15 protein-coding genes are annotated in these 18,657 nt (G+C 57.4%); 8 read left to right on the forward strand and 7 right to left on the reverse strand.

The window, feature by feature from the left end:
• Window positions 1-17 precede the first annotated feature (17 nt).
• On the reverse strand, window positions 18-554 hold the full coding sequence (locus ACR0FG_RS05575; RefSeq protein ID WP_170711584.1) for a winged helix-turn-helix transcriptional regulator: 537 nt from the start codon (window positions 552-554) through the stop codon (window positions 18-20).
• 40 nt (window positions 555-594) lie between these two features.
• Between ACR0FG_RS05575 and ACR0FG_RS05580 the strand changes: the two genes are divergently transcribed.
• Complete coding sequence (locus ACR0FG_RS05580) at window positions 595-969, forward strand: VOC family protein (RefSeq protein WP_480890940.1); 375 nt, start codon at window positions 595-597, stop codon at window positions 967-969.
• Here ACR0FG_RS05580 and ACR0FG_RS05585 read toward each other — a convergent pair whose 3' ends face one another.
• The gene (locus tag ACR0FG_RS05585; RefSeq protein WP_480890941.1) at window positions 970-1,821 is read right to left on the reverse strand and encodes a class I SAM-dependent methyltransferase; all 852 of its coding nucleotides are present in this window, start codon (window positions 1,819-1,821) and stop codon (window positions 970-972) included.
• Window positions 1,822-1,843: 22 nt separating this feature from the next.
• The gene (locus ACR0FG_RS05590; protein WP_480890943.1) at window positions 1,844-3,886 is read right to left on the reverse strand and encodes an ASKHA domain-containing protein; all 2,043 of its coding nucleotides are present in this window, start codon (window positions 3,884-3,886) and stop codon (window positions 1,844-1,846) included.
• 214 nt (window positions 3,887-4,100) lie between these two features.
• Between ACR0FG_RS05590 and guaB the strand changes: the two genes are divergently transcribed.
• From guaB to ACR0FG_RS05605, 3 genes are all read left to right on the forward strand, one after another.
• A complete protein-coding gene (gene guaB, locus ACR0FG_RS05595; protein WP_170711580.1) occupies window positions 4,101-5,549 on the forward strand; it encodes an IMP dehydrogenase in 1,449 nt (482 codons plus the stop codon).
• Between the two features lie 62 nt (window positions 5,550-5,611).
• Entirely contained in the window at window positions 5,612-6,775 is a 1,164-nt protein-coding gene (locus ACR0FG_RS05600) for an RsmB/NOP family class I SAM-dependent RNA methyltransferase (RefSeq protein WP_480890945.1), read from the forward strand.
• 583 nt (window positions 6,776-7,358) lie between these two features.
• Window positions 7,359-9,170: an ATP-binding protein gene (locus ACR0FG_RS05605; RefSeq protein WP_480890948.1), complete on the forward strand. Its 1,812-nt coding sequence runs from the start codon at window positions 7,359-7,361 to the stop codon at window positions 9,168-9,170.
• Window positions 9,171-9,175: 5 nt separating this feature from the next.
• On the opposite strand, the gene ACR0FG_RS05610 is transcribed toward ACR0FG_RS05605, so the two are convergent.
• Entirely contained in the window at window positions 9,176-9,769 is a 594-nt protein-coding gene (locus ACR0FG_RS05610) for a sulfotransferase family 2 domain-containing protein (RefSeq protein WP_480890950.1), read from the reverse strand.
• 191 nt (window positions 9,770-9,960) lie between these two features.
• Between ACR0FG_RS05610 and recA the strand changes: the two genes are divergently transcribed.
• From recA to ACR0FG_RS05630, 4 genes are all read left to right on the forward strand, one after another.
• Window positions 9,961-11,025 (forward strand): recombinase RecA, encoded by a 1,065-nt coding sequence (gene recA, locus ACR0FG_RS05615; RefSeq protein WP_170711576.1) that lies wholly within the window; start codon window positions 9,961-9,963, stop codon window positions 11,023-11,025.
• Between the two features lie 226 nt (window positions 11,026-11,251).
• Entirely contained in the window at window positions 11,252-13,924 is a 2,673-nt protein-coding gene (alaS, locus tag ACR0FG_RS05620; protein ID WP_480890952.1) for an alanine--tRNA ligase, read from the forward strand.
• A gap of 1 nt (window position 13,925) precedes the next feature.
• Window positions 13,926-14,213 carry a DUF1330 domain-containing protein gene (locus tag ACR0FG_RS05625; RefSeq protein ID WP_480890954.1) on the forward strand — a complete coding sequence of 96 codons (288 nt, stop codon included), beginning with the start codon at window positions 13,926-13,928 and terminating at the stop codon, window positions 14,211-14,213.
• A 446-nt stretch (window positions 14,214-14,659) separates the two neighbouring features.
• The gene (locus ACR0FG_RS05630; protein ID WP_480891487.1) at window positions 14,660-15,181 is read left to right on the forward strand and encodes a transglutaminase-like cysteine peptidase; all 522 of its coding nucleotides are present in this window, start codon (window positions 14,660-14,662) and stop codon (window positions 15,179-15,181) included.
• A gap of 134 nt (window positions 15,182-15,315) precedes the next feature.
• On the opposite strand, the gene ACR0FG_RS05635 is transcribed toward ACR0FG_RS05630, so the two are convergent.
• The 3 genes from ACR0FG_RS05635 to ACR0FG_RS05645 form a co-directional block, all read right to left on the reverse strand.
• Complete coding sequence (locus tag ACR0FG_RS05635; RefSeq protein ID WP_480890957.1) at window positions 15,316-16,137, reverse strand: hypothetical protein; 822 nt, start codon at window positions 16,135-16,137, stop codon at window positions 15,316-15,318.
• Window positions 16,138-16,422: 285 nt separating this feature from the next.
• Complete coding sequence (typA, locus tag ACR0FG_RS05640; protein ID WP_480890960.1) at window positions 16,423-18,240, reverse strand: translational GTPase TypA; 1,818 nt, start codon at window positions 18,238-18,240, stop codon at window positions 16,423-16,425.
• A 76-nt stretch (window positions 18,241-18,316) separates the two neighbouring features.
• Window positions 18,317-18,652, reverse strand: a complete 336-nt coding sequence (locus ACR0FG_RS05645) for an SMR family transporter (protein ID WP_480890962.1) — start codon at window positions 18,650-18,652, stop codon at window positions 18,317-18,319.
• Window positions 18,653-18,657 lie beyond the last annotated feature (5 nt).

The following is an 18,657-nucleotide window of genomic DNA, read 5'->3' on the forward strand; positions in this document are numbered from 1 at the left end:
CTTGTTTGGACGGCAATCTATTCCGTCAATCCGATTGCGCGATTCACCTCAATCCCGGCGTTCACTGCGCGATAGGTAGGAAAGGGCATACGCTCGGACGTATCGATATCGCGCTGTATCCAATCGCGTTCTTCCAATTGATGTAACGATGAAGACAATGCCCGGTCCGTGATCCTGATAAGCGAGGATTTCATACCGGAAAACCGTTGCGGCCTATCCGTCAGTGCAAGGATTGGAACGGTCCAGCTTCGGCGCAACAGGGCAAATTCGGTATCATTCGGAACGGCATTCGTGATCCGATCAGCAATGGTTGCGGCCTTGATGCCCGTTGCGGTCAGGCGAAACTCGGGTCGCAGAGGATGGCCATGGCCGGGGTTTCGTTCCAGAAGATTCAGTTCGACAAGGTGTTTCAAGCTATTGGCAAAAGAAGTGCGGCTGGCGCAGGTTGCCGCCAATAGCGGTGCCTGACGCGCAGGAACGCCGGAATGTATCGACGCCAGTATATTCAGCGACCATGCCCGGGATGTCAGGTTGACAAGCGTGCTAATGTCCATAAAGTATAGTAGCTTTATTTTAGTCAGAAAGGAAGGCGTCATGGCGTTGGTTTCATTGGAGAACACGATCACCCTTGCCATTTCCGTTCGGGATCGCCACCTCAGCGCCGAGTGGTATCAGGCAAAGCTAGGGTTTGAATTGGTGCATCACATCGACGAAGCTGGGTGGAGCGAGTTGCAGACCAAAACTCCGGGCGTGACGCTTGGGTTGGGTGAGCAGGCAGAACCAGCGCCGGGCAACACCGTGCCCGTCTTTGGTGTCGCGGACATTGCGACGGCCCGCGATGCGCTCGAAACGGCCGGTGTGCGCTTTGATGGTCCGACCGAAACCGTCGAAGGGATGGTCAGTACAGCGACATTCTATGATCCTGATGGAAATGCCTTGATGCTGGCGCAGGATTTGACGGCAGCCTGATCATCCGGGAAGACGGGCCTGAAGCAGGTTGATGACCGCAGGAATGCGCGTGCCTTCAGATGTGTGAAACGGGGCAAGCACCTCAGCGACGCTGCTTTGGATGGCGCTGAGGTCGTCAGCCGACCCATCAAAATGCGCTATTACACGGGCAGCAGGGCCAACGCGCGTGCAAAGTATAGCAGCTTCACCAACGTCCGCCGGTCCGGTCAGGTGCAGCGGGACGGCGTCGACACGAATATCGGTCAACCCGGCGCGGTGCATAAGACCGGCGACCCGCTCCCGATCGTGAAACGCAAGTGGTCCGGGCGCGTTCCGATCTACCTTGGGTGGTTGACCCAAACGCTGAACCGCGGCCACATGAGGAACCTTGAACCATGGGTTCTCGGACAAACCACCCCATGCCGCAAACGTCATTTGCCCTCCGGGTTTCAGCGCCCGTGCCATATTGGCGAGCGCCGCGACCGGATCTTCGAAGAACATGACGCCAAAGCGTGAGATAACCGCATCGCGATTTCCAAATGTCAGGTCAGCCACCTGCGCATCCGCATATTCGAACGACAGGTTTGACATCCTCGCAGCCCTTAGACGGGCACGATCCAGAAACGGTTGAGAAATATCCAGACCCAGAACGTCGCCCGTCGACCCAACCCGCCGGGATGCTTCAAGCGAACTGGCCCCCGTGCCGCAACCGATATCCAGCACTCGCATACCTTCGCTCAAGCCAGCCCGGTCAAGTACGAGGTCCAGAACGGGCGTAAACAGCTGGTCCAACTGATCCTCGAAGGTCAGCCAGCATTTGCCCAATTCGGACTGGCCCCAGAACTCTTCTTGATCGCCATTGATAGTCTGCATGTTCGGCCCCCCCTGAAGGGAACTATGACCTCCTGCGGCGACGGCGGCCAGATTTTTCCTCATCCCCTCCGGTGTTGAACGATGGCGCGGGCAGGGTGACGACCTGAGCCAGCTCGGGGAACGGATCGGTCTTGTGCGGGATGGCGTTGGCGGCGACGAAATGGTCCTGAAACTTGGGCTCGATGGCGGTTTCGACCTTGGTGATTTCGCGCACGACGCGCTCGATCTCGGCGCGCGCGCCGATGTTGCACAGCGCGATCCGTGCGCCGGTGCCTGCGGCGTTGCCCGCGCTGGAAACCTTGTCCAGCGGAGCGTCGGGGATCATGCCCAGAACCATCGCGTGTTTGGTCGAGATATGCGCGCCGAAAGCCCCGGCCAGCACAACGCGATCAACTTTATCGACTTCCATCTCGTCCATAAGCAGCCGCGCGCCGGCATACAGCGCCGATTTGGCAAGCTGAATGGCGCGGATGTCGCCTTGGGTGACGGTTATCCGAGGCCCACCCTCGGCGCTGGCGTCGTGGATCAGATAGGCATGGGTGCGGCCTTCGGGGATGCAGCGCTCGGTACCGGTTTGTTCGGCAGAGCCAATTAGGCCGCTTTCATCCAGTAGGCCAGCGATGCGCATTTCAGCCACGGCTTCGATGATGCCTGAGCCGCAGATGCCGGTGATGCCGGTGGTGGCGATGTCCTGATCAAAGCCTTCTTCATCAGACCATTTCTCAGATCCGATGATGCGGAAGCGAGGCTCCTTTGTGACAGGGTCGATCTCGATTCGTTCGATCGCACCGGGCGCGGCGCGCTGGCCCGAGCTGATCTGCGCGCCCTCGAAAGCCGGACCGGTGGGGGACGAGCAAGCCAGAACGCGGCTGGTATTGCCCAGTAGGATTTCGGCGTTCGTGCCTACATCGACGATCAGAACGAGGTCTTCGGATTTGCCGGGCTCTTCGGACAAGGCCACCGCGGCACAGTCTGCGCCCACATGGCCCGCGATACAGGGCAGGATATAGACCTGTGCGCGCGGGTTCATTGTGGTCAGGTCCATTTCGCGGGCGGGCAGGGACATGGCCTCGGAAGTGGCAAGCGCAAAGGGGGCCTGACCCAGCTCGACCGGATCGAGACCAAGCAACAAATGATGCATGACAGGGTTGCAGACAAAAACGGTTTCCACGATCAAAGCGGCATCAATCCCGGCCTCATCCGCGATCGAGGTGGCCAGATCATTGATCGCCTCGCGTACGGCCTTTGTCATCTCGGCATCGCCACCGGGGTTCATCATGGAATAGGACACGCGGCTCATCAGGTCTTCGCCGAAACGGATCTGCGGGTTCATCAGGCCCGAGGATGCTTTGACCTCGCCCGTTTCCAGATCGGTCAAGTGGGCCGCGATGGTGGTCGAGCCGAGGTCGATGGCCAGCCCGTAAAGCCCTTGCTCGTGTAGACCCGGCCAGATTTCGACAACGCGCGCGACCTCATCCTTGTGACCTTTGTGAACGGCGACTGTGACCTCCCATTTGCCCTTGCGCAAAACGGGCTGCAGCTTGGACATCAGCGACAGATCGGCGGTGACGGCGTCGATATTCCATTGTTCCCGCAGGGCGCGCTCCAGCCGTTCCAGATCGCCGGTGGGGGAATGCATGTCGGGCTCTTCCACGACGACGAAATACAGCCGCGTGGCGGGGTCCATCGTGATGGCGCGCGCGGCGGCGGCCTTGCGGACGACCTGACGGTGTACCTGGCTTTCGGGCGGGACGTCGATCACCACGTCGCCTTGAACCGAAGCCTGACAGCCCAGACGCCGACCGGGTTTCAGGCCCCGCTTGTCGTCATAACGCTGCTCGACCGCGTTCCACTCGCTCAGCGCGTCCTCGGTCACGGTGACGCCGTGCTTGGGAAACTCACCATAGCTGGGTGTGATCTGGCATTTCGAACAAATCCCGCGCCCGCCGCAAACCGAATCCAGATCAACGCCCAACTGACGGGCAGCGGTCAAAATCGGTGTGCCGACAGGAAAATGCCCGCGTTTGCCCGATGGGGTGAAGACGACAAGAGGATCGGTGGTCATGTAAGGCCTGCCTTATATTCGCGCGTGTTGCGCGCAAGATATGAGTTTGTGCGCAAAGGGAAAGGGCTATCAGCGGCACGATTGGCACGGCTTGCGTCGTTTTCCGGCGCGGCATTGGCGCGCGGAGGCAACAACTTGACGGCAAGGGCTTTTCCTTGGGGTTAATCCATGCCATAGGGTCGCCGTCAAACGGGCTTTTGCATGGGGTGATCAAATGCAGATTCGTGAGGCACTCACTTTCGACGACGTTCTTCTTGTTCCGGGCGCATCTACGGTGTTGCCGTCCACTGCGGACACGACCACGCGCGTGACGCGCGAGATCTCGATGAACATCCCATTGCTCAGCTCGGCCATGGATACAGTGACCGAGGCGCGTATGGCCATTGCCATGGCTCAGGCGGGTGGGATTGGCGTGGTCCACAAGAACCTCTCGGTCGAGGAGCAGGCCCGCGAAGTTCGTCGTGTGAAACGATTTGAATCGGGCATCGTCTACAATCCCGTGACATTGCGTGTTGATCAGACCCTTGCAGATGCGCAGGCCTTGGTTGATCGCTACAACTTTACCGGCTTTCCCGTCGTTGATGAACAAGGCCGCGTGGTTGGTATCCTGACAAACCGCGACATGCGATTTGCCAATTCTGACGACACTCCGGTCAAGGCGATGATGACCTCGGAAAATCTGGCGATGCTGCAAGAGCCCGCCGATCTGGAAGAGGCGAAAAGCCTGATGCGCGCGCGCCGGATAGAAAAGCTGCTGGTTGTGGATGGCGCGGGCAAGCTGACGGGTCTTTTGACCCTGAAAGATACCGAACAGGCGGTTCTAAACCCCACCGCCTGCAAGGACCAACTGGGCCGTCTGCGCGTGGCGGCGGCAACGTCGGTTGGAGATTCCGGTTTTGAACGGTCTGAGCAACTGGTGGATTCAGGCGTCGACATCATCGTCGTGGACACAGCGCATGGCCATTCGCAGGGCGTTCTGGATGCCGTCAAACGCGCTAAGACGCTGTCGAATGAGGTGCAGATCATCGCGGGTAACGTGGCAACCGGTGAGGCCGCACGCGCGTTGATCGATGCGGGTGCGGATGCGGTCAAGGTTGGCATCGGACCGGGGTCGATTTGTACCACGCGGATGGTGGCCGGTGTTGGTGTGCCGCAATTGACAGCCATCATGGATTGCGCCGCAGCTGCGGGTGACGTTCCGGTGATCGCGGATGGCGGCATCAAGTTCTCAGGCGATTTCGCCAAGGCCATCGCGGCGGGTGCGTCCTGTGCCATGGTCGGTTCGATGATCGCGGGCACGGATGAGAGCCCGGGTGAAGTGATCCTCTATCAGGGCCGATCCTTCAAATCCTACCGTGGAATGGGCAGCCTTGGTGCCATGGCGCGTGGCTCAGCGGATCGCTATTTCCAGAAAGATGCCGCCAGTGACAAGCTGGTTCCCGAAGGGATCGAGGGGCAGGTGCCTTACAAGGGTTCAGCCAATGCGGTTATTCACCAGTTGGTCGGCGGCCTGCGCGCGGCGATGGGCTACACCGGTTGCGCCACCGTTGATGAGATGCGGCGGAACTGCAATTTCGTGAAGATCACTGGTGCAGGGCTGAAGGAAAGCCATGTGCATGACGTGCAGATCACGCGTGAAAGCCCGAATTACCGGATCATGTAAGCTGCGAACGAGTCTGGGATGCAGGGGCACCATCACTCAGATGCCGAGAAACGGATATTGTCATGACACCCGCCGCCCGTGTGCAGGCCTCGATCGAAATTCTTGACGATATTCTGTCAGGCGCTCCTGTCGAGAAAGCTCTGACAGGTTGGGCGCGTCGCAGTCGGTTCGCGGGATCCAAGGATCGTGCCGCTGTCCGGGACCATGTGTTTGATGCAATCCGTTGCCGCCGGTCCTTTGCTGCGCTGGGTGGTGCAGAGACCGGGCGTGGTCTGATGATCGGATCGCTGCGCGCGATCGGTGCTGATCCCTTGGCGCTGTTTAATGGCGGGCGTCACGCTCCGGCGTCCATCCGTGACGGGGAAACCGGTCGCGAGTTTGCGACCGAAGCCGAGCGGCTCGATATTCCCGAGTGGCTATGGCCAGAGTTTTCAGCGTCTCTCGGCAGCGAGGCCATCGCCGCTGCGCAGGCGCTTCAATCCCGTGCGCCGGTGCACCTGCGTGTTAATCTGGCCAAAGTAGATGTGGAGCAGGCCATACAGGCGCTGGCGGCGGAAGAAATCCACACGCACCCCCATCCGGCCTGTGAAACCGCGCTTGAGGTCACGGACGGCGCGCGTCGGATCGCCCGAAGCCAAGCATATCTTTCCGGGCTGGTTGAACTGCAGGATGCGGCCAGCCAAGCGGTCGTGTCGGCCCTGCCGTTGCACCCGGGTATGCGCGTGTTGGACTTTTGTGCGGGTGGTGGAGGCAAGGCATTGGCGATTGCCGCACGCGGCGAGGGTGTTCAGGTCTTTGCCCACGATGCCAATCCGGCCCGAATGCGCGATTTGCCAGCGCGTGCCAAACGGGCCGGGGTCGACATTACGCTCCTCTCATCGGATCAGATTTCGGAGCAGCCCACCTTTGATGTGGTTTTGACGGATGTTCCGTGTTCCGGTAGCGGATCATGGAGGCGGGCACCCGCCGGTAAATGGGCGTTGACATCTGAGGGGCTCGAACGGCTCGGACGTACCCAGTTAGAAATCTTGCGATCCGTTGCACAATTGGTTGTGCGCGATGGATTGCTGGCCTATGCGACCTGCTCGGTTCTGGCTGCGGAAAATGATCGGGTTCTGGATGGGTTTCTGGCCGAATACCCTGATTGGTACACGGGCCTTCGCCGCCAATGGGTGGTCTCGCTTGAGACCGACGGCTTCTTTACTGCCCATTTGACGCGAAATTAATCACAGTAAAACAACTCAAAATAGAATATTATTCTTGCGTAATTAATGTGTCATTAACTATTTAGGGCACATTAACGTCGAAAAGACTATTACCCGAGCATTAATGTCCGACATGATCGACTCTACTTTTATCCCATCCCATCGATGGCGATCCATCGGTTGGCGCGGTGCGGTTTTGTTTCTAGTTGCAGTGGGTTTATGTTCTCTGCCTGCTTTTCTGATCCTACCGACAAATTGGAACACCGGTTTGATCGCAACAGGCTTGTCTTTTCTGGTTGCAACGTTCGTTCTGATGATGTGCTTGTTGCTAGATCGACTCGCAGACCAGCGTGTTCTTGGTGTTTTGTCCTCTCTGGCCGAGCACGAAAGCGATCCGTGCGTCATAGCCGATGCCTCGGGAAGGATTCGGGTCGCCAACACCCAGGCCCAAGCGCGGTTTCAGGCCAGAGCAGGTGCTGCGCTAGATCAATGCCTGCGTTCCTTGTTTGCGAACCCTTCGGCCATTTTGTTGCGCCTCCAATCGCGCGCCGGTTTCCAGGGGAATGCACAGGAACAGGCGGCAACCCGAAATCGGTCGGTTTCGATGACTGCAACGAAGTTGGGACCGGATCTCTATCGCTGGCGCATCGGCATAAAGACCGAGCCGTGCTGGAAATCTGTTTCCCTGCCGGTTCTTTCAGTGGACCGGAACGGCGTGGTGCTTAGCGCAAACGCTGCGGCAGAGACCATTCTGGGGCGGTGCCCCGCGCGTCTTTCCGAATTCATGCCACCTGAGACTTGCCGAGATGGCATATTGACAACCATACAGGGACCAGACGGAACCCAACCGGTTCTGATTTCGACGCTGCACCGTAGTGGCAGCTTGCGCGATATCGTGCTTCTGCCGGTCGAAGACATGTCAGGTATCTATTCCGGTTCATCAACGGCCACTCTGCCGGTGCCGATCCTATGTTTGTCGCCGCAGGGTGAAATTCTCGAAATGAACCCTCTGGCGGCGCAACTGGTTGGCGAAGATCTCTCGGGCAAGAGAAATATCGCCGAGATCATGCATGGTCTGGGACATTCTATTGTGGATTGGCTGGTTGCCGCAGCCGAGCAGGAAACGCACCCGCACTCGGAATTCCTGCGCCTGAGTCGCAAGGACCGGGACGTTTTTATTCAGGTTACCTTATCGCGGTTCATCCGCGACGGTCAGGTTTGTCTGATCGCTGTTCTTAACGATGCAACCGAGCTCAAGACGCTTGAGGCGCAGTTCGTGCAGGGGCAGAAAATGCAGGCGGTCGGACAACTGGCTGGTGGGGTTGCTCATGATTTCAACAATCTGTTGACCGCGATTTCTGGCCATTGCGACCTTTTGCTTTTGCGCCATGATCAGAGCGATCCAAATTATGGCGATCTGGTTCAAATCAATCAAAATGCTAATCGTGCCGCAGCTCTGGTCAGTCAACTATTGGCGTTTTCTCGCAAACAAAACCTGCGACCCGAGGTGCTGGACCTGCGCGATACAATTTCTGATCTGATCCACCTGTTGAACCGACTGGTCGGAGAAAAAGTCCGTTTGATCCTCAGCCACGATCCGGTTCTGAAACCCGTTCGTGCCGACAAACGTCAGTTGGAACAGGTTCTGATGAACCTGGTGGTGAACGCCCGTGACGCGATGCCCGAGGGCGGAGAGATCCGTATTGAAACCGAAGTGCTATCCCTCGATAAGGCGGTAACACGCGACCGGGCGACCGTTCAGCCGGGCGAATATGTGACCGTCAAGGTGATTGATAGCGGCATCGGCATTCCCGCCGACAAGCTGCAGAAAGTATTCGAGCCGTTTTATACGACAAAGCGCACCGGCGAAGGCACAGGTCTGGGCCTGTCCACGGTATACGGTATCGTGAAGCAGACCGGTGGGTTCATTTTTGTTGACAGCATTCTACACCGTGGCACCGAGTTTACGGTTTATTTGCCGGTCTGCGCTGACGCCAAACCTTCGGAGCCCGAAGTTGAGGAAACACGGCCCGAACAAGGACCGCGTCAGGGCGAAGGCGTTGTGCTCCTGGTCGAAGATGAGGCCCCGGTGCGTGCCTTCGCCACACGGGCGCTTCGATTAAAGGGATACACAGTGCTTGAGGCGGGGTCTGCCGAAGAAGCCTTAACTCTGCTGGAAGATGAAAACCTGATTGTGGATGCGTTCGTCACTGATGTTGTCATGCCCGGAATGGATGGCCCGACATGGGTTCGGAAAGCTCTGGAGACCCGTCCGGAAGTCCGTGTGATCTTTATGTCTGGTTACACCGAAGGGGCCTTTGGCGAGGCAGGGCCTGAGATGGTGCATTCCACATTCCTGCCCAAACCCTTCTCGCTGACACAATTGACCGAGGCAGTGTTTCAGCAACTCAACTGATGCGTCTATCGCGCAGTTTCGTGCAGCCTGAACTCATCCGAATGAGCGTCGCGGTAGCGCTGCAAAGTGTCTTCCGTCAGATCGAGCGGACGTTGGGGTGATACGTTCAGGCGGGGCAGGTCAAACTTGATTTTCAGACGTTCTTGCAAAAAGTCGTGAATCTGTGCCTGGTTCTCGTATCGGAAGACATAGCTGGCCCCCTTGCCATTGCTGCGGGTCTGAAAGAACTCGGCCTGACTGCCAATATCTGCGCAGGCCGGGCGCGGCTTTTGCAGATAGGCACGAACGAATGCGTCGAAGTCCAGATCGTGGGTTGAATTCGGATGACCCGTCAGTTCTGGACGGCTGCGATACCGGTACCAACTGCCCAGCCAGTCGACCGGTTCGCGGACGACGCCCATGATCTCGATCTCGGTATCGAACATCTTTTGGAACATGGTTTGAAAAAACCGGTCAAACCGACGAACAGTTGCATGTTTCAGTTCCGGAGGGTTGGTGACAACAAGATCGGCGCGATCCCGCAGTGCGGCCTGATAGGCGGTGCTGCCGGTTTTTGGTACAGACAAAAGTGCCAGGCGCTCTTCATAAAAAACAAGCATTTAGCGGTTTACCTTCAACGCCTTCGGGATTTCAGATTGTCGTAAACGACTCTTTAACACAATTGCCGAACAGTGAGTTTTGTAAGTTTTTGTTGAAATGTTCTACTTTTGGTCCCATAAGGAACAAGAGGCGAACAAAGCAGCGATTGCCGCCCGTCAAAGGGTGTGACAAAAGGGATAGTGACAGGACAATGGCGGATCTTCTGACGATGAGCGACAAGAAAAACGCAGACAAGCAAAAGGCGCTCGACAGCGCGCTGGCACAGATTGAACGGCAATTCGGCAAGGGCTCGATTATGAAGCTTGGCGAAGATGCCAAGCAGGATATCGACGCAAGCTCGACCGGGTCACTGGGGCTGGATATCGCACTGGGAATCGGCGGTTTGCCAATGGGGCGGATTGTTGAGATTTACGGACCTGAAAGCTCGGGTAAGACAACACTGACGCTGCATTGTATTGCTGAACAGCAAAAGCGCGGCGGTGTCTGCGCCTTTGTTGATGCGGAACACGCGCTGGACCCGCAATATGCGCGCAAGCTGGGTGTTGATCTGGATGAGCTTCTGATCTCGCAGCCCGATACGGGTGAACAGGCGCTTGAGATCACCGATACGCTGGTGCGGTCCGGGGCTGTGAACATGGTCGTGGTCGACTCGGTGGCGGCGCTGACGCCGAAATCCGAGCTTGAGGGCGATATGGGCGACAGCAATGTAGGTGTGCAGGCCCGTCTGATGAGCCAGGCAATGCGCAAGCTGACCGGCTCGATCAGCCGCTCGAACTGCATGGTGATCTTCATCAACCAGATTCGCATGAAGATTGGTGTGATGTTCGGCAGCCCAGAAACCACCACAGGTGGAAACGCGTTGAAATTCTACAGCTCGGTGCGTTTGGACATCCGCCGCATCGGTGCGATCAAGGATCGCGATGAGGTTGTCGGCAACCAGACCCGCGTCAAAGTCGTGAAGAACAAGGTGGCGCCGCCGTTCAAGCAGGTGGAATTCGACATCATGTATGGCGAAGGCATCAGCAAAATGGGTGAATTGCTGGATCTGGGCGTCAAGGCCGGAGTGGTCGAGAAATCGGGGTCGTGGTTCAGCTATGGCGATGAGCGGATCGGGCAGGGGCGTGAAAACGCCAAGCAATACCTGCGCGACAACAGCCGTGTAGCTTTCGAGATCGAGGATAAGATTCGCGCCGCGCATGGTTTGGACTTCGACATGCCGCCGCAAGCGGAAGAGGATGATATCCTCGAGGCTTGAGACAGTCGCGTGTGAGGGAACAGCAGAAATCCCCCGGCACCCCGATGTTGTTGAGAATACCTGGAGCAGGGCGGTCCAACGGGGCCGCCTTGTTTCGTTTTGGGCCCGCACGATGATGTGAGAGACCTGCTTATCCTTAAGGCCATCCGTCTATCCTGTGGACTATCCTCGGGGACAGGGATAAACCCATGAGCGAACAAGATGATTGCGCGCTGAGAGAGCCCAAATGCCCACGCTAAACGATATCCGATCGACTTTTCTGAACTATTTCGCCAAGCAGGGACACGAGGTGGTAGCGTCCAGCCCGCTGGTGCCGCGCAATGACCCAACGCTGATGTTCGTCAACTCGGGGATGGTGCAGTTCAAGAACCTGTTCACGGGTGTTGAAACCCGCGACTACAGCCGCGCCACAACAGCGCAGAAATGTGTGCGTGCTGGCGGCAAGCATAACGATCTGGACAATGTCGGATACACCGCGCGTCACCATACGTTCTTTGAAATGCTGGGAAATTTCTCGTTCGGAGACTATTTCAAGCATGAGGCGATCCCGTTTGCTTGGGAGTTGATTACCAAGGAATTCGGCATCGACAAGAACCGCCTGCTGACCACCGTTTACCACACGGATGACGAGGCGTTCGAGATCTGGAAAAAGGTTGGCGTGCCGGAAGACCGGATCATCCGCATCGCAACCAGTGACAATTTCTGGCAAATGGGTCCGACCGGTCCTTGCGGCCCTTGCACCGAGATTTTCTATGATCATGGCGATCACATCTGGGGCGGCCCTCCGGGATCGGCTGAGGAAGATGGCGATCGGTTCATCGAAATCTGGAACATCGTTTTCATGCAGAACGAGCAGTTCGAAGACGGCTCGATGGTGGAACTCGACATGCAGTCGATCGACACCGGTATGGGCCTGGAGCGGATTGGCGCGCTGCTGCAGGGCAGCCATGACAATTATGACACCGATCTGTTCAAGACGCTGATAGAAGCGTCGGCGGATGTAACTGGAGTTGATCCATATGGCGATCAGAATGTGCATCACCGGGTGATTGCGGATCACCTGCGTTCGACGTCGTTCCTGATTGCGGATGGGGTGATGCCATCCAACGACGGGCGTGGATATGTGCTGCGCCGGATTATGCGTCGCGCCATGCGTCACGCCCACCTGCTGGGCGCCAAGGACCCGGTGATGCACCGTCTGGTGCCCTCGTTGGTGCAGTTGATGGGTGCGCAGTATTCCGAGCTTGGGCAAGCGCAGCCGCTGATCGAGGAAACCCTGCTGCTTGAGGAGACCCGATTCAAGCAGACGCTCGATCGTGGCCTCAAGCTGCTGGATGATGAGGTGTCCGGCCTGCCCGATGGAGCGCCCTTGCCTGGCGATGCGGCGTTCAAGCTCTATGACACATATGGTTTCCCGCTAGATCTGACGCAGGATGCGCTACGTGAAAAAGGCCGGACCGTTGACACGGATGGTTTCGATGCCGCGATGGCCGAGCAAAAGGCCAAGGCGCGCGCAGCCTGGGCTGGTTCCGGGGAATCAGCGGATCAAGTTGTGTGGTTCGATGTGCTGGACAATGCAGGCGCGACGGATTTTCTGGGCTATGACACCGAAAAGGCCGAAGGTCAGGTGCTGGCCCTTGTGGTTGATGGCGCGCAGATCGATAAAATCGAACAGGGCGGAACTGGGTGGGTCGTCGTAAACCAGACCCCGTTCTATGGGGAGGCCGGAGGTCAGATTGGCGACACTGGTGAGATTCGACGTCTGGACGAACGCAATGATGTTGCCCGTGTCGAAGACACCCGAAAATTTGCCGAGGCAAAGGTCTATGCCCATAAAGTCGTCGTGGATCACGGAACCCTGTCGAAAGGCGATGCCGTCGAGCTTGAGGTGGATCACGCCCGCCGGACAGCCATTCGGGCCAACCACTCCGCTACACATTTGTTGCACGAAGCTTTGCGCGAAACATTGGGTGATCATGTCGCACAGCGCGGTTCATTGAATGCGGCGGACCGGCTGCGGTTTGATTTCAGCCATTCCAAGGCTTTGTCGTTGGACGAAATCCAAAAGGTCGAACGTGAGGTGAACGATTTCATCCGCCAGAACTCGACCGTCGAAACCCGTATCATGACACCTGACGACGCCAGAGATCTGGGTGCGCAGGCCTTGTTCGGGGAAAAGTATGGCGACGAAGTGCGCGTTGTTTCGATGGGCAAGGCGCCTACCGGCAAGGGACAGGATGGCGAAACCTGGTCGATCGAGCTGTGTGGCGGTACGCATGTGCGTCAGACCGGCGACATCGGAACGTTTGTGGTGCTGGGCGACAGTGCCAGCAGCGCCGGCGTGCGCCGGATCGAAGCCCTGACAGGGGACGAGGCGTTTCGTTATTTGTCCGCGCAGGATCAACGCCTTGCGCAGGTGGCGCTAGAGTTGAAGGCGCAGCCGGATGCTGTGGTTGATCGGGTCAAGTCTCTGCTGGATGAGCGAAAATCACTACAAAATGAGGTTGCGCAGTTGCGCCGCGATTTGGCGATGGCCGGCGGTGCAGGGCAGGGCGGCGGGTCCGAGGCGCGGGACGTCAACGGCGTCAAATTCCTGGCGCAGGCGTTGAGCGGCGTGTCGGGCAAGGACTTGCCGACACTTATTGATGAACATAAAGCCCGGATGGGTTCGGGGGCTGTCCTGCTTATCGCGGATGCCGGTGGCAAGGCCGCTGTGGCTGCTGGTGTGACGGACGACCTGACCGACCGCTTGTCGGCGGTGGATCTTGTTCGGGCCGCAGTTTCGGAATTGGGCGGAAAGGGCGGCGGTGGACGCGCGGACATGGCACAGGGCGGAGGTAAAGACGCCGCAAACGCTGAGGCCGCGATCAAAGCCGCTGAGCGTGTATTGGGGGAATAAGATGGCAGCACTCTGGATTGCTCATGTCACTGTGACAGATGCGGAAGCATATGGGAAATATGCGGAATTAGCCGGACCTGCGATTGCCGCACATGGTGGTGAATTCATTGCACGTGCAGCACGGTATGTTCAGCTGGAAGGCAAGGAAAGGCCGCGGAATGTTGTGGCACGCTTTCCAACGCTCGAATCAGCGGTCGAATGCTATCATTCGGCCGAATATCAAAAGGCGTTGGACCACGCCCGCGGGGCGAGCGAGCGCGAACTGGTAGTCGTCGAGATTACTGAATAAGAATCACCTCTGCCTTACGTTACGTCGCATTGCTGCATTGGCTGCGGGCTGGCGTACCTGACGCGGCTTGGTGGTTCCGTGTCAAAAATACTTTAATAAATATTTATTTTACAAGTGGTTATGTGAAGTATTTGATGCCTGATTAAAGGCGCCAAGTTTCAATTGTGGCCATCGCCGCCATTTTGTTGCACCGAAATCGCCACCAAAAGTGACGAAATTCCGCCGCTTTTCCCCCTCACCGTCCCCTAAGATTGCGTAATGGACACCGTTTACGGATAGTTTCCAAAAATCGGGGATGGTCCTGAACTACGCCTAATCGCTGGATAGAACAGGATCGAGGGACAGGTATGAAAACCGCTGCTATTTCACTGAACGCTTTCTCGAAGCGCGCCACAAAGTTGGGCTGGCGCGCAGTTCTGGCGGCGACTCTCTTAAGTGGGTCCGTCATGATCGGAACGTCTGCATCCGCGACCGGGTCATTTATCCCGGGGGCATCCGCATCGCCGCCACCTTCTGGCGCAGCCGAGCTTTGTCGGCAATACTCCTGGGCCTGCGCTAACAAGGCGTCGATATCCTTGCCGAGCAGTCAGGAAATGAAGTTGGTCAAACAGATCAACAGCCGAGTAAACAGGTCGACGCGCGAAGTGACCGACCAGCTTCAGTACAAAACGCGTGAATACTGGGCGCTGCCCACATCGCGGGGCGGGGATTGCGAAGATTTTGCCCTTTTGAAGAAACGCGACTTGATCAAGGCGGGGATTGACCCGCGCAAGTTGTTGTTGGCGACGGTACTGGATACGCGCAGAAACGCCCATGCGGTGCTGGTTTATCGCTCGAGCCAGGGCGATCTGGTGTTGGACAATCTGACCAATCGGATCAAGCCGTGGAAAGCGACGCGTTATTTGTTCCTGCGGATGCAGGATCCCAATCAACCCCGTAACTGGGTTGGCGTTTACGGACGCAGCTGACCCGCTTGCTTTCGAGCGGGTTTCAAGTCGCTTGCCTAAGAAATAAGAAAGGGCGGCCGCAATTGCGAACCGCCCATTGTCTTTGTCAGATCATCTTACTCTTTTTTCGAAAGAGCTGACCCCGGACTGCAGTCCTAACCTCCGATATCTTCGGCTGTTCCCCAGTCACCTCTTTCGGCCTGGCGGGTGCTTTTGCCCTCATTGGAGTCGTGATGGTCGTTACCTTCATTCTGAAGATTGCGGGCTTCTTCCAAGAGCGCATTGGCTTCGTCCCGATACCTTTCGGACTGCTGCCTCTGAGATTCTGCATCCTCGAAGTCGCCTTCCGCCTCGAGGACTTTTGCTCTTTCCTCATGCCAGTCGGCTTTCGAATTGTAGACGTCAGCTCTTTCACGCTTCTCGCGGATAGACCGGCTGGTTTCCGTGGACCCTGGCCCCCCTTCTGTGCCATCGTCAGGGGTCTGGTCAGGCTTCGTCGGCTCTTCGGGATCAGGATCACCTTTGGGGTCGGGATCACCCTCGGGATCAGGATCACCTTTGGGATCGGGATCGCCTTCGGGATCAGGATCACCCTTAGGATCGGGATCGCGTTCTGGATCTGGGTCGTTATCAGGTGTTTCCGGATCGGGATCATCCCGCTCGGTGCTTTCATCCGAGGCACCATCGCCTGACCGCTGTTCTGAAAAGCCGATCGATGCGGTCGGCAAATCGGTCAGAACCGCTGCGAAGCCGGGGCATTCGATCTGGGTCCTTTCCAGAATGCTTTCGAAATCTGCACGCCGCTGAATGTATTTCAACATGCGAGAGCTGACCACGTCACAAGCGCACAAGGTGTTCGCAGAAACTGACTGTTTCGCAGTTGCCACGGTGCACATCGCACTTGCGGGTGTCGCTGCCACGAATGGTAGTGCAGCGGAAACAAAGACTGCGGATAATAGGGTGGATTTAATGCGCATAGCGCTTCTCCTTGGGACTCTTTACAACCTGAACCGTTTATAGACCCTGTGATTCTCGTTGTTAGTGAACAACGTCACAGTTTGGCCATAAATAGACCTTTTCGAGGCCTGATTTGCAAGAATACAGCGAGCAGAATGATTTCAATAAGTTGCAACTCAAGATAGAAGGACATTGATAAACAATAAGAAAACCCGGCATTTGGCCGGGTCTCTGAAATGTGCGTATTTTCTTTAAGGGGGCAAAAATGTCACAAACGTGGCATTGTTCGAAATCTGGAAACAGATTCACGCGACCTTGGACATGCGCTTGCGCTCGTGAGGGTCGAGATAACGTTTACGCAGACGAATTGCATTTGGCGTTACCTCGACCAATTCATCATCGTCGATATAGGCAATGGCTTCTTCCAGCGAGAATTGCACGTGCGGGGTCAGGCGTACCGCGTCATCCGATCCACTGGCGCGCACGTTGGTCAGCTTTTTACCTTTCAGCGGGTTCACCTCTAGGTCGTTGTCGCGCGAATGCTCGCCAATGATCATGCCCTGATAGACGTTGGCTTGTGGGCCAACGAACATACGACCACGCTCTTCAAGGTTCCAAAGCGCATAGGCCACGGCTTGTCCGTTTTCCATCGAGATCAGAACGCCCGCGCGGCGGCCCGGTATTTGGCCCTTGTGGGCGGACCAGTCATGGAACACGCGGTTCAAAACGCCGGTTCCGCGCGTATCTGTCAGAAACTCTCCGTGATAGCCGATCAGACCTCGTGATGGCACATGCGCGATGATACGGGTTTTGCCTGCTCCGGCGGGGCGCATTTCGACCAACTCACCTTTGCGAGCGCCAGTGATCTTTTCGATCACGGCACCCGAGAACTCGTCATCAACGTCGATTGTGACTTCTTCAACAGGCTCCAACCGCTGGCCGTCTTCCTCGCGAAACAGAACCTGCGGGCGCGAGATACTAAGCTCGAAGCCTTCGCGGCGCATGTTCTCGATCAGAACGCCCATTTGCAATTCGCCGCGACCCGCAACCTCGAAGGCTTCGCCGCTGGGGGTGTCGGTAATACGGATGGCGACGTTGGATTCGGCTTCTTTCATTAGACGGTCGCGGATCACACGCGACTGAACCTTCTTGCCATCGCGACCGGCCAGCGGCGAGTCGTTGATACCGAATGTCACGGTGATGGTGGGCGGATCGATCGGCTGGGCGGGCAGGGCTTCATCAACCTGCGGCGCGACCAGCGAATCCGCTACGGTCGCTTTGCTCATTCCTGCGATGGTGACGATATCGCCCGCTTCAGCCACGTCGATGGGCTGTTGGCTGAGGCCACGGAAGGCCAGAATTTTCGAGGCACGGAAGTTTTCGATCAGGCTGCCATCGCGGCTGAGGGCCTTGAGCGTATCGCCCGCCTTCAACGTCCCACTTTCGACGCGACCGGTCAGAATGCGCCCAATGAACGGGTCGCTTCCGAGCGTGGTTGCCAGCATCCGAAACGGCTCGTCTTTGCGTTCCGCCTGTTGCGGGGCAGGGACGTGATCGACCACAAGGTCAAACAGCGCGGTCAGATCCTTGCGAGGTCCGTCCAACTCCATATCTGCCCAACCCGAACGGCCTGAGGCATACATCGCGGGGAAGTCCAGCTGATCATCATCTGCGCCAAGGTTGGCAAAAAGATCAAAGCATTCGTCCAGTGCCCGATCCGGTTCCGCATCAGGCTTGTCGACCTTGTTCAGCACGACGATCGGGCGCAAGCCCAACGCGAGCGCCTTGGAGGTCACGAACTTGGTCTGTGGCATTGGGCCTTCCGCAGCATCAACCAGCAGGACAACCCCGTCCACCATGCTGAGGATCCGCTCGACTTCTCCGCCGAAATCGGCGTGGCCGGGGGTGTCGACGATATTGATACGAGTGCCCTTCCATTCGACCGATGTGGCTTTGGCCAGAATGGTAATCCCACGCTCTCGTTCAAGATCGTTGCTGTCCATGGCACGTTCGGCCACAGCCTGATTTTCCCGGAACGCACCGGATTGTTTGAGCAGCTCGTCCACCAGGGTCGTTTTGCCGTGGTCCACGTGAGCGATGATTGCGATATTGCGCAGGTCCATGAGAGGTCAGCCTTTGAACGGGAAGTTGCCGCGCGCATAACGCGGCGCGGCCAAAGTTACCAGCCCTAACCGGCGTTCAGTGACTTGCCGTGCTCGAAAACAGGTGAATGACAAGGATTCCGGTCAATATCAAAGTCAGACCGAGGATTGCGGGCAAATCCAGTCTCTGCCCAAAAACCAGATAACCGATTATGGCGATCAGGAAGATGCCAAGCCCAGACCAGATCGCGTAGACGATCCCGACCGGCATGACTTTCAGAGTCAACGCCAATAAATAGAATGCACAGCCATAACCGACCACGACCAGCACCGATGGCCAGAACCGCGTAAATTGCTGGCTGGCCTGCAAGGCTGTGGTTCCGGCGGTTTCGGCGACAACGGCGAGCAACAGAATCAAATAGGGTTTCAACACGGCGC

The sequence above is a fragment of the Ruegeria sp. E1 genome, from assembly GCF_056534225.1.

Bases quoted from the DNA above. Each gene is read 5' to 3' on its own strand.
- ACR0FG_RS05575 (WP_170711584.1), bottom strand. From the start codon at position 554: ATGGACATTAGCACGCTTGTCAACCTGACATCCCGGGCATGGTCGCTG.
- ACR0FG_RS05580 (WP_480890940.1), top strand. From the start codon at position 595: ATGGCGTTGGTTTCATTGGAGAACACGATCACCCTTGCCATTTCCGTT.
- ACR0FG_RS05585 (WP_480890941.1), bottom strand. From the start codon at position 1,821: ATGCAGACTATCAATGGCGATCAAGAAGAGTTCTGGGGCCAGTCCGAA.
- ACR0FG_RS05590 (WP_480890943.1), bottom strand. From the start codon at position 3,886: ATGACCACCGATCCTCTTGTCGTCTTCACCCCATCGGGCAAACGCGGG.
- guaB (WP_170711580.1), top strand. From the start codon at position 4,101: ATGCAGATTCGTGAGGCACTCACTTTCGACGACGTTCTTCTTGTTCCG.
- ACR0FG_RS05600 (WP_480890945.1), top strand. From the start codon at position 5,612: ATGACACCCGCCGCCCGTGTGCAGGCCTCGATCGAAATTCTTGACGAT.
- ACR0FG_RS05605 (WP_480890948.1), top strand. From the start codon at position 7,359: ATGACTGCAACGAAGTTGGGACCGGATCTCTATCGCTGGCGCATCGGC.
- ACR0FG_RS05610 (WP_480890950.1), bottom strand. From the start codon at position 9,769: ATGCTTGTTTTTTATGAAGAGCGCCTGGCACTTTTGTCTGTACCAAAA.
- recA (WP_170711576.1), top strand. From the start codon at position 9,961: ATGGCGGATCTTCTGACGATGAGCGACAAGAAAAACGCAGACAAGCAA.
- alaS (WP_480890952.1), top strand. From the start codon at position 11,252: ATGCCCACGCTAAACGATATCCGATCGACTTTTCTGAACTATTTCGCC.
- ACR0FG_RS05625 (WP_480890954.1), top strand. From the start codon at position 13,926: ATGGCAGCACTCTGGATTGCTCATGTCACTGTGACAGATGCGGAAGCA.
- ACR0FG_RS05630 (WP_480891487.1), top strand. From the start codon at position 14,660: ATGATCGGAACGTCTGCATCCGCGACCGGGTCATTTATCCCGGGGGCA.
- ACR0FG_RS05635 (WP_480890957.1), bottom strand. From the start codon at position 16,137: ATGCGCATTAAATCCACCCTATTATCCGCAGTCTTTGTTTCCGCTGCA.
- typA (WP_480890960.1), bottom strand. From the start codon at position 18,240: ATGGACCTGCGCAATATCGCAATCATCGCTCACGTGGACCACGGCAAA.